The organism is Paraburkholderia xenovorans LB400, from assembly GCF_000013645.1.
GTDB lineage: Bacteria > Pseudomonadota > Gammaproteobacteria > Burkholderiales > Burkholderiaceae > Paraburkholderia > Paraburkholderia xenovorans.
This window is the reverse complement of sequence record NC_007951.1, coordinates 1641812-1658053: the sequence shown is the minus strand read 5'-3', so window position 1 is coordinate 1658053 and position 16242 is coordinate 1641812. Positions and strand designations below refer to the sequence as shown.

Here is a 16242-nt window from a genome sequence, read left to right as displayed (position 1 = left end):
CGCTTTTTTGCCTGCGCGGCATCCGGAAGAACACCGCCGCGCGGGCAAAAAAACCCTACCCGATATCCCGCCCGGCAGTCTCTTGCATAAACGGCAACGGCAACAAGGAAACCAGCCCGCAGCCGATCAGATACCACGCCGGCGCGAGGTTACTCCCTGAAACCTGAATCAGCCAGGTAGCAAAAAACTGGGCGAATCCGCCGAAAATAGAAACACCGAGACAATAAACAATCGACATGCCGGTCGCGCGAATTTCGCGGGGAAACATCTCCGGCAACATGACGATATTCGGCACGGCGGTCAACGCAACCAGCACGGCCAGGCCGGCAACTACCGACAGCAGAACCGGCACTGTCGGCCACGCATTGATCATCATGAACGCCGGATACACGGCGACGATCAGCAGCACGCGAGAAACCCACAACACCCGCTTGCGCCCAACGCGATCCGACAACGCGCCGGCAAAAGGCGAACAGATCACCGTCACCATCGCGGCAGTCCACGCGGCCCAGAGTGCCGACGACATCGGCAGATGCAGGATCCTGATCGCGTAGGTGGACAGATAAAACAGCACGATATAGTTTGCCGCCGTGCCGCCGATCGTCGTCAGAACGCCCGTCGTGATGACGCGTGAATGCTCGCGAAACAGCGTGCGCACCGGCTGCGAGACAGCCCGCGGGACCGGCTGCGAGCCAGGCTGTAAAGCCGCCGCCGCACCCTCGCCCGGCTGCGGCGCCGGGCCGTCTTCGACACCCGGCAGCGTCTCATCGAGATGTCGCCGGATATAGATGCCGATCGGCCCCATTGCCATGCCGATCACGAACGGCACGCGCCAGCCCCAACTCTCCAGCGCCGCGGTCGAAAGCGCCGCCGCCAGCGCGACACCCAGCAGCGATCCGCACACCGTGTTCAAGCCCTGGCTCACGAACTGCCAACTGCCATAGAAACCGCGCGTGCTGTTGCTGCCGTATTCCAGCAACAGCGACGTCGACGCGCCGATCTCGCCGCCCAGCGCAAAACCCTGAATCAGCCGCGCCAGAATCACCAGCAGCGGCGCGGCAATGCCGATCGCCGCGTAAGTCGGCGCAAATGCGATGATCGCGGAGCCGAGCGTCATCAGCCACAGCGTGAGGCTCATTGCGGCCTTGCGACCCGCGCGATCGGCGTACGCACCGAGCACGATGCCGCCCACCGGACGCATGATGAAGCCAACACCGAACGTGCCGACCGCCAGCATCAGTTGCGCGAGTTGCCCTTCCACCGGGAAATACAGTTTGCCGATGATCGTCGCGAAGAAACTGTAGATCGTGAAGTCGAAAAACTCGAGGCCGTTGCCCAGCGTAATCGCGGCAATCGCTTTGGCGTGGCTCGCGCGCCTCGCGGGCTGCACTGCCGACGCGCTCTGCATGGCCAACGCTTCAGTGCCGGCAGGCCGCGGTGTGGCGGAATAGTCCATCTGTGTCTCCGTGATGTTCTTGCTGCTGATGCGCATACGCGGCGCTGCCCGCTTATGCAGAAGCCCCGGCCTCAGACCAGAAACGTCTGCGCGAGTCTTACCCAGTAGGCCGCGCCGGTGGCGAGGCAATCGTCGTTGAAGTCGTAGCCGGGGTTGTGGACCATGCAGCCGCCCTCGCCGTCGCCATTGCCGATGATCAGGTAGCTGCCCGGACAACGCTCCAGCAGGAACGCGAAATCTTCACTGCCGGTGAGCGGCTGCATGTCGGCAATCAGGCCGCCTTCGCCGAGCCAGTCGAGCGCGACTTGCCGCGCCAGAACGGTCATGGCCGCATCGTTGACGAGAACCGGATAGCGACGCTGATAGTCGACATGCGCGTGCGCGCCGAACACGGCCGCCTGGCCGCACGCCACTGCCGTGATGCGTTCCTGCAAGTAATCGCGAACCTCGGGTTTCAATGCGCGCACCGAGAGGCGCATCTCGGCCGTCTCCGGAATCACGTTCGGCGCTTCGCCCGCGTGAATCGCGCCGACGGTGATGATCGCCATATCGAGCGGCGCGATGTTGCGCGAGACGATAGACTGCAGAGCCAGCACGATCTGCGCGCACACCACGACTGGATCGACTGCCTTATGCGGCACCGCGCCATGACCGCCGCGGCCGGTCACCTTGATGATCACCGTATCCGAAGAGGCCATGAACGAGCCCGGCAAAAAGCCGAACTTGCCGGTCGGGTAGCCCGGCATGTTGTGCATCGCAAACACGGCGTCGCACGGAAACTGGTCGAAGAGACCATCCTCGAGCATTTTTTTCGCGCCGGCGAGACCCTCTTCGGCGGGCTGGAAAATCAGATTCAACGTACCGTCGAAGCACCTTTCCCGCGCCAGATGTTTGGCCGCGGCAAGCAGCATGGCCGTGTGGCCGTCGTGGCCGCATGCGTGCATCTTGCCGGGCACCTTGCTCGCGTACGGCAGGCCGGTGGTTTCGTGAATCGGCAGCGCGTCCATGTCCGCGCGCAGCCCCAGTTTGCGCGTGCCGGTGCCGACTTTCAGTTGCCCGACGACACCCGTTTGACCCAGCCCGCGATGCACGCGGTAGCCCCACTCCTGCAAGCGTTCGGCGACCAGATCGCCGGTGGCGAACTCTTCGTAAGCCAGTTCGGGCTGCGCGTGAATACGGCGCCGCAGCGCGATCATTTCGTCTTCGAGTTCGGCGATGCCCGCCGGAATGGCCATAGTGTTCACGTGCTGTCTCCGTCGATGAAAAGCGTGAACCCAGCATAACGACGCCGATTTTCCAGCGGCAGGCGTAGAATCGTTGCGGCAGCAACCGTCGGTTGCCACCTTATCCCCGCCTCATCAGATGAAACTGCATCAGCTCAGCACCCTGGCGGCGATTGCCGATACTGGCAGTATCCGGGCCGCCGCCCGCTCGCTGGACCTGTCGCCCGCCGCGGTGACCAAGGCCATGCGCGAACTGGAAGCCGATCTGCAAGCGCCGCTGCTGGTACGCAGCGCGAGCGGCGTCGCGTTCACCGAGTTCGGCCGCGCATTGGTCGTGCATGCACGCGTGGTGCTCGGGCAATTGCAGCGCGCGCATGCCGAGATCGAAGCGTTACGCGGCGCCGCGGCCGGCAAACTGACAGTCGGCGTCACGCCGTGGGTCGCGTTGACGTTTCTGCCGCCCACCGTGCTGCGGTTCCGGCAGCGCATGCCGGAAGTGCAGCTGGAATTTTTCGAAGGACTGCTCGCGGTCGTGCAGCCGCGTTTGCGCGACGGCAGCCTCGACTTTTCGATCGGCCGGCCGCCGCCCGCATCGCCGCAATCGGAATTTCACAACGTGCCGCTGTTTTCCACGCATTCGGCCGTGGTTGCGCGGCGCGATCATCCGAAAGCCGGTTGCCGCACGCTGCTCGAACTGGAAGACGCGGAATGGGTATTGAACTGGGATCCGGCGAGCCGCGAGTCGATCTCGGACAATGTGTTTCGCAAGCGCGGCATGCAGGTGCCGCACACCATTCATCTCGCGCATTCGCTGGCGGTCGTGCTGGGTCTGCTCGCGCATACGGACATGCTCAGCATTTTTCCGTGGCCGCTCGTGGAAGTGACGCTCGCGAAGGAGCAATTGTGGGCGCTGCCGCTGCGCGAGACGGTGGACGAAACCATCGTCAGCATCACGTCACGGCGCGGCGCGCCGACGAGTCCGGCGGCCGCGTGTTTTCTCGAATGCCTGCATGAAGTAATCGACGAAGGCGCGCGCTCGCCAGACCCCGAGCAACGCCGCCTGTTTCATTCGATCGAGTTGCTGCTTTAGTTGCGGCATGCGTGATGTCATGCCGCTGCGCCCGCTCGAGCGCCGTAGCCGGCCACGAACAGCAGGCTCGCGCTCCACACCGCGGACGCCACGGTAAAGACAATCGCCGCGGGCAAACATATCGTCCGCCCAACCTTCACTTCCATCGCCGGCGACGTAACCGGCAAGCGCCGTCGCATAAGAATCGCCGGACGTGCTGGAAGCCCGCCTGGCGCCTCGTAATGACGCAGCGTGAATACAAACGTCGAAGCGAATAGCGAGAATTCACGCGCTTCTCACTCGCTTCTCACGCGCCTTTCACACGGCTTAAGCACCACCTGCCTGACGCGCCTGGCGGCGCTTCCTTGCCGCCGCGACAGTCGGCAACGGCACCGGCACCGCGCCGGACATGCCGTGCTCGATCAGAAAATCGCGGAACAGACTGGCCACGTGCGGCAGTCGTTTATCCGATACATGCATCACATACCAGTCGCGTTCGATCGGATTGGCGGGCAGCGGCAGCAACGCGAGCAGGCCTGCCTGAAACTCCAGCGAACATGCGTGCAGCGACAGAAACGCGATGCCGAGGCCGGCCTCGACCAACTGCTTGATCGCCTCGTTGCTCGACAGTTCGGAGCCGATATGAAGCTTGAGGCCCGCGAGGCGAAACAGATTCTCGACGGTGGAGCGCGTGCCGGAACCGCGCTCCCGCACGAACAGATTGGCGCTTTGCAGATCGTCGAGCGACAGGCGCTTTTTCTTCATCAGCGCATGCGCGGGCGAGGCGACGAACGCCATCGGATGTTTGGCGAACGCGGTCGCCACCGTGCGCAATTCGCGCGGCGCGCTGCCCATTACCGCGAGATCGATTTCATGCGTAGCCAGCATACGGATGATGTCGGCGCGATTGCCGACCTTGAACTGCACCTTCACCTGCGGACGCAATTCGGTGAAACGCACGAGAAACGGCGGGATCAGGTACTCGGCCGTGGTGATCGCGCCGATGCGCAGCGTGCCGCCCTGCTCGCCGTGCAACGCGGCCAGATCGTCCGCCGCGCCGTTCCACAGGTCGAGGATTTCCAGCGCATAGCGGGCGAGAATCTCACCGGCCGCGGTCAACTGCACGCCACGTCCCACGCGCTGCAATAGCGGCGCACCCGCAGCCTCTTCCAGCAAACGCACCTGTAGCGAAACAGCCGGCTGCGTGAGCCGCAATTCTTCGGCCGCGCGCGACACGCTGCCGAGCTTCGCCACCGTATGCAAGGCCTTCAACTGACGAAACGTAGCGGCTTTTAACATAAGTGAAAACCTATATATTCTGCATAAACATTAAATTGTGCTGCGGTTTTTGCCGATTTTATACTGGCCTGACAGATGAGCCGGGGAATCTTCGGTAGCGCGCTCCACGCCGCGCCATCACTCGCCCCGGTGCGAACAACGTCAGGAGGGTAGCGATCATGATCCAGATCGAACAGCAGGCAGGCGCAACAACGCAACGCGTGCAAGGTGCGCAACGTAACGAAAACACGGCCGGGCATCGGATCGTCATCGTCGGCGGCGGCGTGGGCGGACTTGGGCTCGCCACGCGCCTGTCCGAATCGCTCGGGCGTGCCGGACTCGCGCGGATCGTGCTGGTCGACCGCTGGCCCACGCACTTCTGGAAGCCGCTGCTGCATGAAGCCGCTTCGGGCCAGCTCGATCCCGCCACGCATCAACTGCAATACGCGGTACAGGCGCAACGGCACGGCTTCGAATTCGAACAGGGCGAACTCACCGCGCTCGACCGCACACAACGCCACATCACCGTGAGCGCGCTGCGTGATGCGGACGGCCGCGAAATCCTGCCCGCCCGTCAGATCGCCTTCGATACATTGGTGCTGGCCGTGGGCAGCGTCACGCAGTATTTCGGTGTGCCGGGCGCCGCCGAACATGCGTTGCCGCTCGAATCGGTCGCGCATGCGGAAGCCTTCCGCCGCAAGCTGCTCGACGCCTGCCTGCGCGCCAGCCACGCACGCCGCGCACGCACCGCGCAAGCGGACACGCCGGTGTCGATCAACATCGTCGGTGCGGGGGCGACCGGCGTCGAACTTGCCGCCGCGCTGCGCGACACGGTGCGTTTGCTGAATCGCTACAGTCCATTTTCGCTCGATCCCGTGCGCGACTTTCGCATCCGTCTGATCGAAAGCAGTGAGCGCGTGCTGCCTGCCCTGTCCGAAACGATCTCCGCGCGCGCTGAACGGATGCTCGAAAGCCTCGGCGTGGAAGTGTTGAGCGCGACGCGCGTCACCGAAGTGCGCGCCGACGCGGTACTGACCGACGGCGGTTCCCCACTCGCCAGCGACATCGCGATCTGGACCGCGGGTATCGCGGGGCCGCCGCTTTTGCGCACGCTGGACGATATCGCGGTCAACCGCAACGCACAGATAAGCGTGAATCGCACCCTGCAATGCACGAACGACGCGAACGTATTCGGTCTCGGCGATTGCGCGGCCTGCCCCGCCGACAACCCCGGTGCCTTCCTCGCGCCACGTGCGCAGGTCGCGCATCAGCAGGCGCTGTTTCTCGCGCGTGCATTGAAGTGCCGCGTGGCAGGCAAAGCGCTGCCCGAATTCGTGTATCGCGACGCCGGCACGCTGGTCGGCTTCGGGCGTGAAGGCACGATCGGCAGTCTCAGCGGCGGCTTGCTCACGCAGCCGGTGTTCGTCGACGGCTGGTTCGCTACCGCGGTCTACAAGCTGATTTATCGCCGGCACGTCATGACGCTGACCGGATTCGCACGCATGGCGCTCGATACGGCGAGCCACTGGCTGCGCAGGCGCGTGCATCCGGTGATCCGTCTGCACTGACGAACGCATGGCCGCACGCGCGGCTCGCCAGACATGAGCATAAGCATGAGCGGGCCATGCGAAACCGGGCGGGCGCGTCGGATACCGAAACAAAATATGCACGCGCCATATATGACGAAATTGTCATCTAGCTCTCATGTTGATATAGATCAGGTAACCGTACGATGAAACCGTTTTACTTTCGACTCGTACGGTATGCGGCATTTTCAAAGAATGCGAAGCCTGACAATGCGCATCACCCATTTTGGTGCGGGCTTCCCCGCGCAATGGGAGCGGCTTCAGATCGAACAGCCCGTCTCACTGGCAGCCGCCCTGGTTGTCATTGCGATCAGCTCTCTGGCGTTCTGGTGGAATCAGCCTGACGGGCTGTTCGACGGCGGCGAACCGTCCTGCGCGGTCGTCTCCGCATCCGCGGCCGCAGCCGGGCAAGCGGGCGGCCAGAACGGCCCAGTGCTTACGCGCGGCCTGCTATCGCTTGAAGTGTCTTCCGCGATAACACGCGCATCGCCGCGCTCGCAGGCATCGAGCCCGCCGTCTGCCGCCGATCATCACCTCGATGCATTCCGCGTCCCCATGTCATGCAGTTCCGCCACGCGCATCGGTCGCTGACAAGCGTCATCGGAGAGAACCCATGCGTATCCTGATCGTCGAGGACGAAATCAAAACCGGCACGTACCTTCGAAAGGGATTGACCGAGGCGGGCTTTATCGTCGACTGGGTGGCAGACGGCGTGACGGGCCAGCATCGCGCGCTGACGGAAGACTACGACCTGATCATCCTCGACGTCATGCTGCCCGGCCAGGACGGCTGGACAGTGCTGAAAAACCTGCGCCGCACGCATTCGACCTCGGTGCTGCTGCTCACCGCGCGCGACGAGGTGGACGACAAGGTGCGCGGCCTCGAAATGGGCGGCGACGACTATCTCGGCAAGCCGTTCGACTTTGCCGAGCTGCTGGCCCGTGTCCGTTCCATCCTGCGACGCGGACAACCCCGCGACGCCGCCTCGCTGCAGGTGTCGAATCTCGTGCTCGATCTGACGCGCCGCAAGGCCACGCGCCAGGGCGACACGATCCTGCTCACGGCCAAGGAATTCGCGCTGCTGTGGCTGCTGATGCGTCGTCAGGGTGAAATCCTGCCTCGCTCGACGATCGCCTCGCAGGTGTGGGACATGAACTTCGACAGCGACACGAACGTCGTGGATGCCGCGATCCGGCGCCTGCGCGCGAAAGTCGACGACAACTACGAACCCAGGCTGATACACACCGTACGCGGCATGGGCTACGTGCTGGAAGAGCGCCACGCGTTGCCGCCATGATGCGACGTCTGTTCACGGCGCTGCGTCTGCGCGCGAAAACACGGCCCATGAAGCCGCCCGCGCGATTTCTGCTGCGCACCTTGCGCGCCAGGCTATCGGTCCTGTTCGCCCTTTCGACTTCGGCACTGCTGATATTCAACGGCGTCCTGCTGCACCGCGGCCTGCAAACGCGTCTGGAGGCCACGTCGGCGCGTGAAATGGCCACCATCGTCGACTCGCTGCAAACACGCCTGCGGAGCATGCCGAACATCGCAGCGGTCAGCGCCGATCGCGAGACCTGGCACAGCCAGTTGTACGGACACAAGAACCTCGATGTCGCATTGTTCGACGCGCGAAGCGCACCGCTCGTGCGCACCAGCGGCTACCGGCCAAATGCGGAGACGATGACGGTGCGCGCCGGCGTCGCCCCCGTGTCCGTCTCGGCCGACAAACAGCCGCTGCGTTTTCTGGTGGCGATGGCGCCGCTTGGCGACTTGTCCGGCACGCAGGTGCGCGTGGTCGTGCAATACGACACGCGCGGCGAACGCGCGTTGCTGCGCGCCTACGCGCTCAACGTGCTGGTCGTGATCGCGGCCGGGACGCTGGTGAATGCGCTGCTTGCATGGTCGCTTGCCCGCCTCGGGCTGCGGCCGCTGGCCTGTTTGACCGCGCGCGCCGAGCGGATCTGCAGCAGCCATCTTGCGCAGCCGCTGCCGGAGCACGACATGCCCGGCGAACTGAAGGAACTGAGCCGCGCCTTCAACCGGATGCTGGCACGCCTGCATGAATCGTTCACACGTCTCACGCAATTTTCATCCGACCTTGCCCACGACATGCGCACCCCGCTCACCAATTTACTGGCCGAAGCGCAGGTCGCGCTGTCGCAACCGCGCTCGGCCGATGAATATCGCGGCGTGATCGAATCGAGTGTGGACGAATTCCAGCGGCTCGCGCGCCTGATCGACAGCATGTTGTTTCTCGCGCGCGCGGACAGCGGTCACCGCCGGCTGACGCTGCAGTCTGTCGACGCACGCAACGAGGCGATGCGGATCGCCGGCTACTACGAAATCATGGCCGCGGACGCCGGCGTCGAGATCGTGGTATCGGGCCATGCGCGTTTTGAAGGCGATGTGCCGCTGGTGCAACGGGCGCTGAGCAATCTGATTTCCAACGCATTGAGCCACGCGCCGCGCGGCAGCACCGTCAACATACAGTGCGGCGAGCGCCGGCGCTACGTTCAGCTATCGGTGTCGGACACCGGCGTCGGCATTGCCAGTCCGCACCTGGAGCGCATCTTCGACCGTTTCTACCGGGTCGATCCATCGCGGCACAACTCGGCGAGCGGCACGGGCCTCGGGCTCGCCATCGTCAAATCGATCATGGACGAACATCAAGGCGAATGCAGCGTGGAAAGCGTGGCACACACGCGCACCACATTCAGTCTGCGTTTTCCGAAGCATCTGCCCGGCAGTTGAGCGAAGCACGCACCGGCACGTATGCGGCATTTTCGCCGGCCACCTGATCGTGCGTGCTGGACTTTCAGTCCAGAAACTCCGCTGCCCGCTTGCGCAGCACCGCGCCGAAATCGTCGAGCCAGCCAATCGACAAACGCCAGCTCTGCCAGTACAGGTCGACATCGATGGGCTTGCCGGGCGCCATTTCCACCAGCTCGCCGCTCGCCAGATGCGGGGCGATCATGCGTTCCGGGCACATGCCCCACCCAAGGCCCGTCACGCAGGCGCGCAAGAAACCGGCGACATGCGGAATCCAGTGCAGCGGCGGATCGAGTTCCGCGCGCGTGATGCGGCGCATGAAGCGCTTTTGCAACTGGTCTTTCGGATTGAAGTCGACGCACGGCGTGCGCCGCAAACTCTCGCGCGTAACACCGCCGGCAAAGTGACGTGCGAGGAAGTCCGGCGAACACACCGCCAGATAGCGCATCCGCCCAAGACGCGTGGAGCGGCAGCCCTGCACCGGCTCGGCCTGCGTGGTGACCGCGCCTTGCACGCTGCCGTCGCGAATCCGCTGCGCGGTATGGTCCTGATCGTCGATCACCAGATCGAGCAGCATTTCCCGCTCTACGCAGAATTGCGCAACCGCGTCGATAAACCAGGTGCCCACGCTGTCGTCGTTGACGGCCACGCGCAGCGCGGGCCACGGTTCGACCAGCGCGCCGGGCAGCGCCGGCAGGCGGCCGGTCAGCTCCGCTTCCAGCAATTGCACGCGTTCGGTATGGCGACACAGCAGCGCGCCCGAGGTGGTCGCGACGCATGGCTGGCCGCGCTTCACCAGCACGCTGCCCACGCGCTCTTCCAGCAGCTTGACCCGCTGCGACACCGCGGACGGCGTCACGTTGAGTTCGCCGGCGGCGCGATCGAACGAGCCGTGGCGCACCACGGCGGCCAGTGCGTCGAGCAACGCATAGTCGAGCATTAGCGTTCCTTAATCGGCATTAAGTAAATTAGCTTCTCTTACGACAAGTAAACCCGCAGACTAGCCCCGTTCGCTTCTCCCGTCTACTGGATCGATTATGAACTGGCTGTCTTTTTCGCACGGCGCCGCCCTGTGCGCATCCCTGATCGTCACCATCGGCGCGCAAAACGCTTTCGTGCTGCGGCAAGGCATCATGCGCTCGCACGTCGGCAAGATCGTCGCACTGTGCGCGCTGTCTGACTTCATTCTGATCGGTGCGGGCGTCGGCGGCGCCTCGGTACTGGTCGAGCGCTATCCCGTGTTCGTGCACGCCATGCTGTATGTCGGGCTCGCGTATCTGGCCTGGTTCGGGATCAACGCGCTGCGCCGCGCGGTGCGGCCGCAACACGCGGTGCTGGAAAGCGAGGGCGGCGGCGCGGCGCCCGTGCAGCGCGCCGTACCGATCATTCTGATGACGCTCGCCTTCACGTGGCTCAATCCGCATGTGTATCTCGACACGTTCCTGCTGATCGGCACGGCCGGCGCGCGCGAACCCGAAGGCGCGCGGGTTGCCTTCGCACTGGGCGCGATGGCGGTCAGCGGCATCTGGTTCATCGGCCTGGGTTATGGCGCGCGCGCCCTCGCGCCGCTCTTCAGGCGGGCGACGGCATGGCGCGTGCTGGATGGCGCAATCGGCAGCATGGTGTTGCTGCTCGCGGTAACGCAGTTGCGGTGAAGGCTCAGCGGCTTCGTCAGCGGCTTCGTCAGCACCTTGTCAGCGGATTTATCGGCGCCGCTACGTTCGCACAGCCCGCAAACGAAGCGCGTTGCCGATCACCGAGACCGAGCTCAACGCCATCGCGGCGCTCGCGAGAACCGGACTCAGCAGCACGCCTAGCCACGGATACAGCACGCCGGCGGCGACCGGAATGCCAATCACGTTGTACGCAAAGGCGAAGAACAGGTTCTGGCGGATGTTTTTCATCGTCGCGACGCTCAAGGCCCGGGCTCGCGCAATGCCGCGCAGGTCGCCCTTGACCAGCACCACACGGGCGCTGTTCATCGCCACGTCGGTGCCGGTGCCCATTGCAATGCCCACGTTGGCCTGAGCGAGAGCCGGCGCATCGTTGACGCCGTCGCCCGCCATTGCAACGATATGCCCTTGCTGCTGCAGCTCCTGAACATGCTTGTATTTGTCCTGCGGCAGCACGCCGGCTTTGACGCCGTCGAGCGACAGCGTTTTCGCCACTGCATTCGCGGTGACGGGGTTGTCGCCGGTCAGCATGATGATCCGGATACCCGAGGCCCTCAGCAACCGGACCGCCTCGGCGGTCGTTTCCTTGACCGGGTCGGCCACGCCGATATAGCCCGCGAGCGTGCCGTCGATTGCAAGGTACATGATGGTCTGGCCGGCTTCGCGCAGCCGGTCCACTTCCGTACGTACGGCGGCGCAATCGACCTTCGTGTCCTCCATGAGCGCCGTGTTGCCCAGCACTGCGGTGTGACCGTCGATCCGGCCGCTCACACCCTTGCCGACAATCGCGTTGAATGCCTCGACCGGCTTCGTCTGCGCGTTTTTCTTTTGCGCCTCGGCCACAATGGCCTGCGCCAACGGATGCTCGCTCGGCCCTTCAAGGCTGGCCGCATAGCTCAGCACGACGGATTCCGACTGCTCCGCCAGCGCCACGACCGTTTGCACGCGAGGTTTGCCTTCGGTCAGCGTGCCGGTCTTGTCGACCACCAGCGTATCGACTTTCTCCATCAGTTCGAGGGCTTCCGCGTCCTTGATCAGAACGCCTTCCTTCGCGCCGCGCCCGACTCCCACGATGATGGAAACAGGCGTCGCCAGGCCCAGCGCACAAGGGCACGCAATGATGAGCACGCTGATGGCGACGACCAGCGCGTTCGCAAGCGCAGGAGCCGGCCCGACGGCAGCCCAGACCACAAACGCGGCGACCGCGACTGCGAGAACCGTCAGCACGAACCAGCCCGACACCTTGTCGGCCAGCTTCTGGATGGGGGCACGGGAGCGGCCGGCCTGCGCGACCATCTGAACGATTCGGGCCAGCAGCGTATCCGAGCCGACCTTCTCCGCACGCATCAGGAACGTGCCGGTCTGATTGACCGTCGCGCCCGTCACCTTGCTGCCCGCGCCCTTTTCCGACGGAATGGATTCCCCGGTAATCATGGATTCGTCGACGCTCGAACTGCCGTCCGTGACGACGCCATCCACCGGAACTTTGGAGCCCGGTTTGACGCGCAGCAAGTCGCCCACAGCGACGTCTTCCAGCGGCACCGCTTCCTCGGTTCCGTCGGACCTGACGCGAATCGCCGTATGCGGCGCCAGTTCGAGCAGATCCCTGATAGCACTCGACGTACGTGAACGCGCGCGAAGTTCGAGCACCTGCCCGAGCAGAATAAGCGTGACGATGACAGAAGCGGCCTCGAAATAGAGCGGCAACTCATGCCCGCGCCGGAACGCCTGCGGCAACGTCTCGGGAAAGAACAGCGCGAACAGGCTGAACCCGTACGCCGCGGCCACGCCCAGTCCGATAAGACTGAACATGTTCAGTTGCCACGTCGTGAAGGAGGTCCAGCCGCGCTGCAGAAAAGGCCATCCTGCCCACACGACGACCGGCGTGGCGAGCACCGCCTGGACGTACTGTGCCCACGATGCAGACATCCAGTGTGGCCGTGCCAGGCGGGCTCCGATGTGGTTCACGGCGGCACCGAGGTCGAACGACGAAACCATCGGCCCCATCGTCATCACCAGTAGTGGTATGGACAGCGCGAGCGCGAACCAGAAGCGGTGCGTCATCGATTCGAGTTCGACGTTGCGCTCCTCGACCGCGAGCGGAGTCACGAGTTCGAGCGTCATGCCGCAGATCGGGCAGTTGCCCGGTGCCGATGCCCGTATCTGCGGGTGCATCGGGCACGTGTAAACGGCGCCCGGTTCGCCCTGGCGTTGCGGCCCGGACGCGTGCGCGGAATCGACGGGGACGGGACCCGGTGAGCGGGCGTGAGCGTGGCCGTGAACGTGGCCGTGCGGTTCAGACATGGAAAGCCCTCCGCGATGCGCTAGTGGACCTGCGCAGTATCGTTGCTGGACAGCTTCGGGACGAAACGCGGTGTTCCCGCGGCGCAATCGAGCCACGCCCGCGCGAGCATGGCTCGCATGTGTTCGCCCATCGGCCTTGCGCTTTCTGCCGGTGTCTTTTCTGCTGAAGACGACCGTAATCATTCGTCCGACTGTACCGGCGCGCTTCCGGACCCTTTTGACCTGACGCAAGGAAGAAGCGTCGACGTGAATATTTCCGGCCGGCGAAACGGGCGACGGAATCCATGAAACGGCGCTTACATGCTTACGCTTTTACTCCACCGTGACGGACTTCGCCAGATTTCTCGGCTTGTCGACATCGGTCCCGCGCGCGCACGCCGTGTGGTAAGCGAGTAGCTGCAACGGCACCACATGCAGAATCGGCGACAACGGGCCGTAATGCTCCGGCATTCTGATGACGTGAATGCCTGGCTCGCTGCCGATCCGCGTGTCGGCGTCGGCAAACACATACAGTTCGCCGCCTCGCGCCTTCACTTCCTGAAGATTCGACTTCAGCTTTTCGAGCAGCGCGTCGTTCGGCGCGATCGTCACGACCGGCATCGCGTCCGTAACGAGAGCCAGCGGGCCATGCTTGAGCTCACCGGCCGGGTCTTCGCCGATCAGACCGCTCTCGTGCGCACCGACCGGATTGAAATAACGCAGCATCGATTCGACTCGGGCGGCTCGCCCGCTCATTGCCGCCCGGCCGGACCGACGCCCACGGTCGCGAGCCCGCCGTCCGTGACGTAAGGCACGATCCCGGCTTGCGCGATACGCGCGGCCGTGGCGGGTGCGCAGAGCTCGTCGGCGGGCGCGCAATAGTCGATGGCCAGCACCGGCAGCCTGTATTGATCGCGCACGATCGCCGCCTGCGCGAGCAGCCAGTCGCGATCGGCCTGCGGCACTTCCGTATAGCGCTGCTTGCCTGCGTCCCAACCGCGATACAGCGATTCGAACGCCACCACGTACGCAAGATCATGGACCTGCGGCAATACCTCGAACCCGCGATTGAAGATCAGCTTCGCCCCCGGATAACGCTTCCTGATTGCGCGGATCACGCGCACCAGTCCCGCTTCCTGCGCGGCTCTCGTGGCATCGGTTCCGGCGATCAGGTGGTAAGAGTCGAGCGTGTCGAGGAAGAAGCCCCGATAGCCTTTTTTCCACAGCGGCGCGATCACCTTGTCCACGAAAAAGGCCGGCCATTCAGGCACCGTCTGATCCACCACATGCGACGCCCACGCCTCGTTGACAACCGGCAGCCACGCCGACGGTATCGCGCTGTAGTACGAACGATGCGGGTTCACCTCACCCACGCTCACATACGCGAACCACGCCGGGTGCGTCTTTGCATGGACGCGCGGATCGAAATGCGCGTCGGGATCGACCACTACGACATCGAATGCGGACAGTTCTTCTACCGGCGGATTCGCGCCGTAGTACAGCGCCACCGATGGTCCCGCCGGCGCGTCCGCCGCGCCCTGCGCGTGCGCTACCGAAGCCAGCGCGCCAAGCGCGGCCATGCGTGCGAGCCGGCTCACACGGCGCAGCAGCGCGCGCAGTGTGGGGCGTCGGTGGTGATCGTGATCGTGCTCAGGCAAGCCCGGCTCCTCTTTCATGTTGTGCAGGCCAGCCGGCCCGCTTCAGGCGGCCGGTGCTAACTGCCCCGCGGCAGGAACGACCACCAGCAGATACTGTCGAGCGACTCAGTCGAGATCGACGGACTGAACCCCGCCTGTTGCGCGGCCGTCCACGCGGTTTGCGCGGTCGAGCTCGCCGTGCACGACGACACGTAGTCGAGCGACCCCGCGAAGAAGCCGTTGCGCCCGAGGTCCTGCTCCGCGCTCCGCCAGGACTTCAACTGCTGCACGATCGACGTGCTCGTCGACGGCAGGAAGACCTGCTCGGCGATCACGCCGTCGATCAGCCACGGAAACGATACGCCTCCCGTGGTCCCGCCGATAGCCTGAACCGGCGCGGCATTGGGCACCAGCACGAGATCCGGAAAACGGTCGCGCAGCTGCCTGACGAGATCGAGGCCGCCTTGCGCACAGGCCGCGTCGCACGGAGCGGTGGACGAACCGGCGCCGTGTCCGACGATCTCGAAGTTATCCAGCATGAAGCCGTCGACACCGGTCGCCGCGAGCCGCGCCGCCACGTAGTTGACGATCAGATTCTGATAGTCGGCGTTGGCGGGATTCATCCAGTATTCCGGAAAGCCCTGATATTTGCCGATTTGCGCCGACGTGTTCGCGCCGCACGACACGAAACCCGACGGGACGGTGTTCCAGTATGTGCGCGACTTCTCGCAGGCGCCGAAATTCAGGTAGCTGAGCACCTTCGCGCCATTCGCCTTCAACGCGGCGATCTGCGACGCGGAGAAGGCGGGCGAGCCGTTGCCGGGATCCGCGTCGATCACGATCAGTTTGAACGCGGCCGCGGCCTGGGCGATGTCGAGTGCGCTGCCCTGGCCGTAATAGGCCGCCCACACCGGCGAGGCCGGCAACGCGCGAGTCGCGGGGATCGCCGGCGCGGGGCTCGTCGGCTGGGTGTTGGTGTTCGTGCTGGTGTTGCTGTTCGTGTTCGTGTTGGTGTTCGTGCTGGTGTTGCTGTTTGCGTTCGTCGCGGGACTCGCCGGATTGTTCGAGTTGGAAGAGCTCGAAGCGTTAGCCGAATTAGCCCCGCTGCCGCCCGACCCGCCTCCGCAAGCGGCCATCAAGCCGGTAGCGGCGACGACGACAGCCGCGCCGATCCATCGATGCGCGAGCCGTCCGGCACAATGGACATTGAACGCAAGGCGCGCGCGGGCGGCCCGCTGAAGCGGGCCAAAGTCATACTGATGCATGGT

General features: G+C 64.5%; 13 protein-coding genes and 1 pseudogene. 6 read left to right on the top strand and 8 right to left on the bottom strand.

Translation table 11 applies throughout. The features are described 5' to 3' along the window. Window positions 1-55: 55 nt before the first annotated feature. On the bottom strand, window positions 56-1456 hold the full coding sequence (locus BXE_RS07355) for an MFS transporter (protein WP_011487735.1): 1401 nt from the start codon (window positions 1454-1456) through the stop codon (window positions 56-58). Between the two features lie 71 nt (window positions 1457-1527). Continuing rightward, complete coding sequence (locus BXE_RS07350) at window positions 1528-2700, bottom strand: M20 aminoacylase family protein (protein WP_038456509.1); 1173 nt, start codon at window positions 2698-2700, stop codon at window positions 1528-1530. A gap of 118 nt (window positions 2701-2818) precedes the next feature. On the opposite strand from BXE_RS07350, the gene BXE_RS07345 reads away from it, so the two are divergent. Continuing rightward, window positions 2819-3769: a LysR family transcriptional regulator gene (locus tag BXE_RS07345; protein WP_011487733.1), complete on the top strand. Its 951-nt coding sequence runs from the start codon at window positions 2819-2821 to the stop codon at window positions 3767-3769. Between the two features lie 306 nt (window positions 3770-4075). On the opposite strand, the gene BXE_RS07340 is transcribed toward BXE_RS07345, so the two are convergent. Next, on the bottom strand, window positions 4076-5047 hold the full coding sequence (locus tag BXE_RS07340) for a LysR family transcriptional regulator (protein WP_011487732.1): 972 nt from the start codon (window positions 5045-5047) through the stop codon (window positions 4076-4078). Between the two features lie 158 nt (window positions 5048-5205). On the opposite strand from BXE_RS07340, the gene BXE_RS07335 reads away from it, so the two are divergent. The 4 genes from BXE_RS07335 to BXE_RS07320 all read left to right on the top strand — a co-directional run bounded on the left by BXE_RS07335 (window position 5206) and on the right by BXE_RS07320 (window position 9363). After that, window positions 5206-6594 carry an NAD(P)/FAD-dependent oxidoreductase gene (locus tag BXE_RS07335; RefSeq protein WP_011487731.1) on the top strand — a complete coding sequence of 463 codons (1389 nt, stop codon included), beginning with the start codon at window positions 5206-5208 and terminating at the stop codon, window positions 6592-6594. 228 nt (window positions 6595-6822) lie between these two features. Beyond that, a complete protein-coding gene (locus BXE_RS07330) occupies window positions 6823-7203 on the top strand; it encodes a hypothetical protein (RefSeq protein WP_011487730.1) in 381 nt (126 codons plus the stop codon). A gap of 22 nt (window positions 7204-7225) precedes the next feature. Next, window positions 7226-7909: a heavy metal response regulator transcription factor IrlR gene (gene irlR / locus BXE_RS07325; protein WP_011487729.1), complete on the top strand. Its 684-nt coding sequence runs from the start codon at window positions 7226-7228 to the stop codon at window positions 7907-7909. A 47-nt stretch (window positions 7910-7956) separates the two neighbouring features. After that, window positions 7957-9363, top strand: a complete 1407-nt coding sequence (locus BXE_RS07320) for a heavy metal sensor histidine kinase (RefSeq protein WP_011487728.1) — start codon at window positions 7957-7959, stop codon at window positions 9361-9363. Between the two features lie 64 nt (window positions 9364-9427). On the opposite strand, the gene BXE_RS07315 is transcribed toward BXE_RS07320, so the two are convergent. Then, window positions 9428-10321: a LysR family transcriptional regulator ArgP gene (locus BXE_RS07315; protein WP_011487727.1), complete on the bottom strand. Its 894-nt coding sequence runs from the start codon at window positions 10319-10321 to the stop codon at window positions 9428-9430. Between the two features lie 97 nt (window positions 10322-10418). On the opposite strand from BXE_RS07315, the gene BXE_RS07310 reads away from it, so the two are divergent. Then, window positions 10419-11036, top strand: coding sequence for a LysE/ArgO family amino acid transporter (locus tag BXE_RS07310; RefSeq protein ID WP_011487726.1), 618 nt, complete (start codon window positions 10419-10421; stop codon window positions 11034-11036). 60 nt (window positions 11037-11096) lie between these two features. Here BXE_RS07310 and BXE_RS07305 read toward each other — a convergent pair whose 3' ends face one another. From BXE_RS07305 to BXE_RS07290, 4 genes and pseudogenes are all read right to left on the bottom strand, one after another. Then, window positions 11097-13358 carry a copper-transporting P-type ATPase gene (locus tag BXE_RS07305; RefSeq protein WP_011487725.1) on the bottom strand — a complete coding sequence of 754 codons (2262 nt, stop codon included), beginning with the start codon at window positions 13356-13358 and terminating at the stop codon, window positions 11097-11099. Between the two features lie 312 nt (window positions 13359-13670). Beyond that, window positions 13671-14006 (bottom strand): annotated as a pseudogene (locus tag BXE_RS07300) (SIS domain-containing protein); the annotation flags it as partial. An 83-nt stretch (window positions 14007-14089) separates the two neighbouring features. Beyond that, window positions 14090-14995, bottom strand: a complete 906-nt coding sequence (locus BXE_RS07295) for an endo alpha-1,4 polygalactosaminidase (protein WP_322787370.1) — start codon at window positions 14993-14995, stop codon at window positions 14090-14092. Between the two features lie 56 nt (window positions 14996-15051). Beyond that, complete coding sequence (locus tag BXE_RS07290) at window positions 15052-16239, bottom strand: endo alpha-1,4 polygalactosaminidase (RefSeq protein WP_011487723.1); 1188 nt, start codon at window positions 16237-16239, stop codon at window positions 15052-15054. Window positions 16240-16242 lie beyond the last annotated feature (3 nt).

Excerpts from the sequence above, each read along its gene's own strand:
- BXE_RS07320 (WP_011487728.1), top strand. The coding sequence starts at position 7,957 with ATGAAGCCGCCCGCGCGATTTCTGCTGCGCACCTTGCGCGCCAGGCTA.
- BXE_RS07345 (WP_011487733.1), top strand. The coding sequence starts at position 2,819 with ATGAAACTGCATCAGCTCAGCACCCTGGCGGCGATTGCCGATACTGGC.
- BXE_RS07330 (WP_011487730.1), top strand. The coding sequence starts at position 6,823 with ATGCGCATCACCCATTTTGGTGCGGGCTTCCCCGCGCAATGGGAGCGG.
- BXE_RS07310 (WP_011487726.1), top strand. The coding sequence starts at position 10,419 with ATGAACTGGCTGTCTTTTTCGCACGGCGCCGCCCTGTGCGCATCCCTG.
- BXE_RS07315 (WP_011487727.1), bottom strand. The coding sequence starts at position 10,321 with ATGCTCGACTATGCGTTGCTCGACGCACTGGCCGCCGTGGTGCGCCAC.
- BXE_RS07355 (WP_011487735.1), bottom strand. The coding sequence starts at position 1,456 with ATGGACTATTCCGCCACACCGCGGCCTGCCGGCACTGAAGCGTTGGCC.
- BXE_RS07290 (WP_011487723.1), bottom strand. The coding sequence starts at position 16,239 with ATGCATCAGTATGACTTTGGCCCGCTTCAGCGGGCCGCCCGCGCGCGC.
- BXE_RS07305 (WP_011487725.1), bottom strand. The coding sequence starts at position 13,358 with ATGTCTGAACCGCACGGCCACGTTCACGGCCACGCTCACGCCCGCTCA.
- irlR (WP_011487729.1), top strand. The coding sequence starts at position 7,226 with ATGCGTATCCTGATCGTCGAGGACGAAATCAAAACCGGCACGTACCTT.
- BXE_RS07340 (WP_011487732.1), bottom strand. The coding sequence starts at position 5,047 with ATGTTAAAAGCCGCTACGTTTCGTCAGTTGAAGGCCTTGCATACGGTG.
- BXE_RS07335 (WP_011487731.1), top strand. The coding sequence starts at position 5,206 with ATGATCCAGATCGAACAGCAGGCAGGCGCAACAACGCAACGCGTGCAA.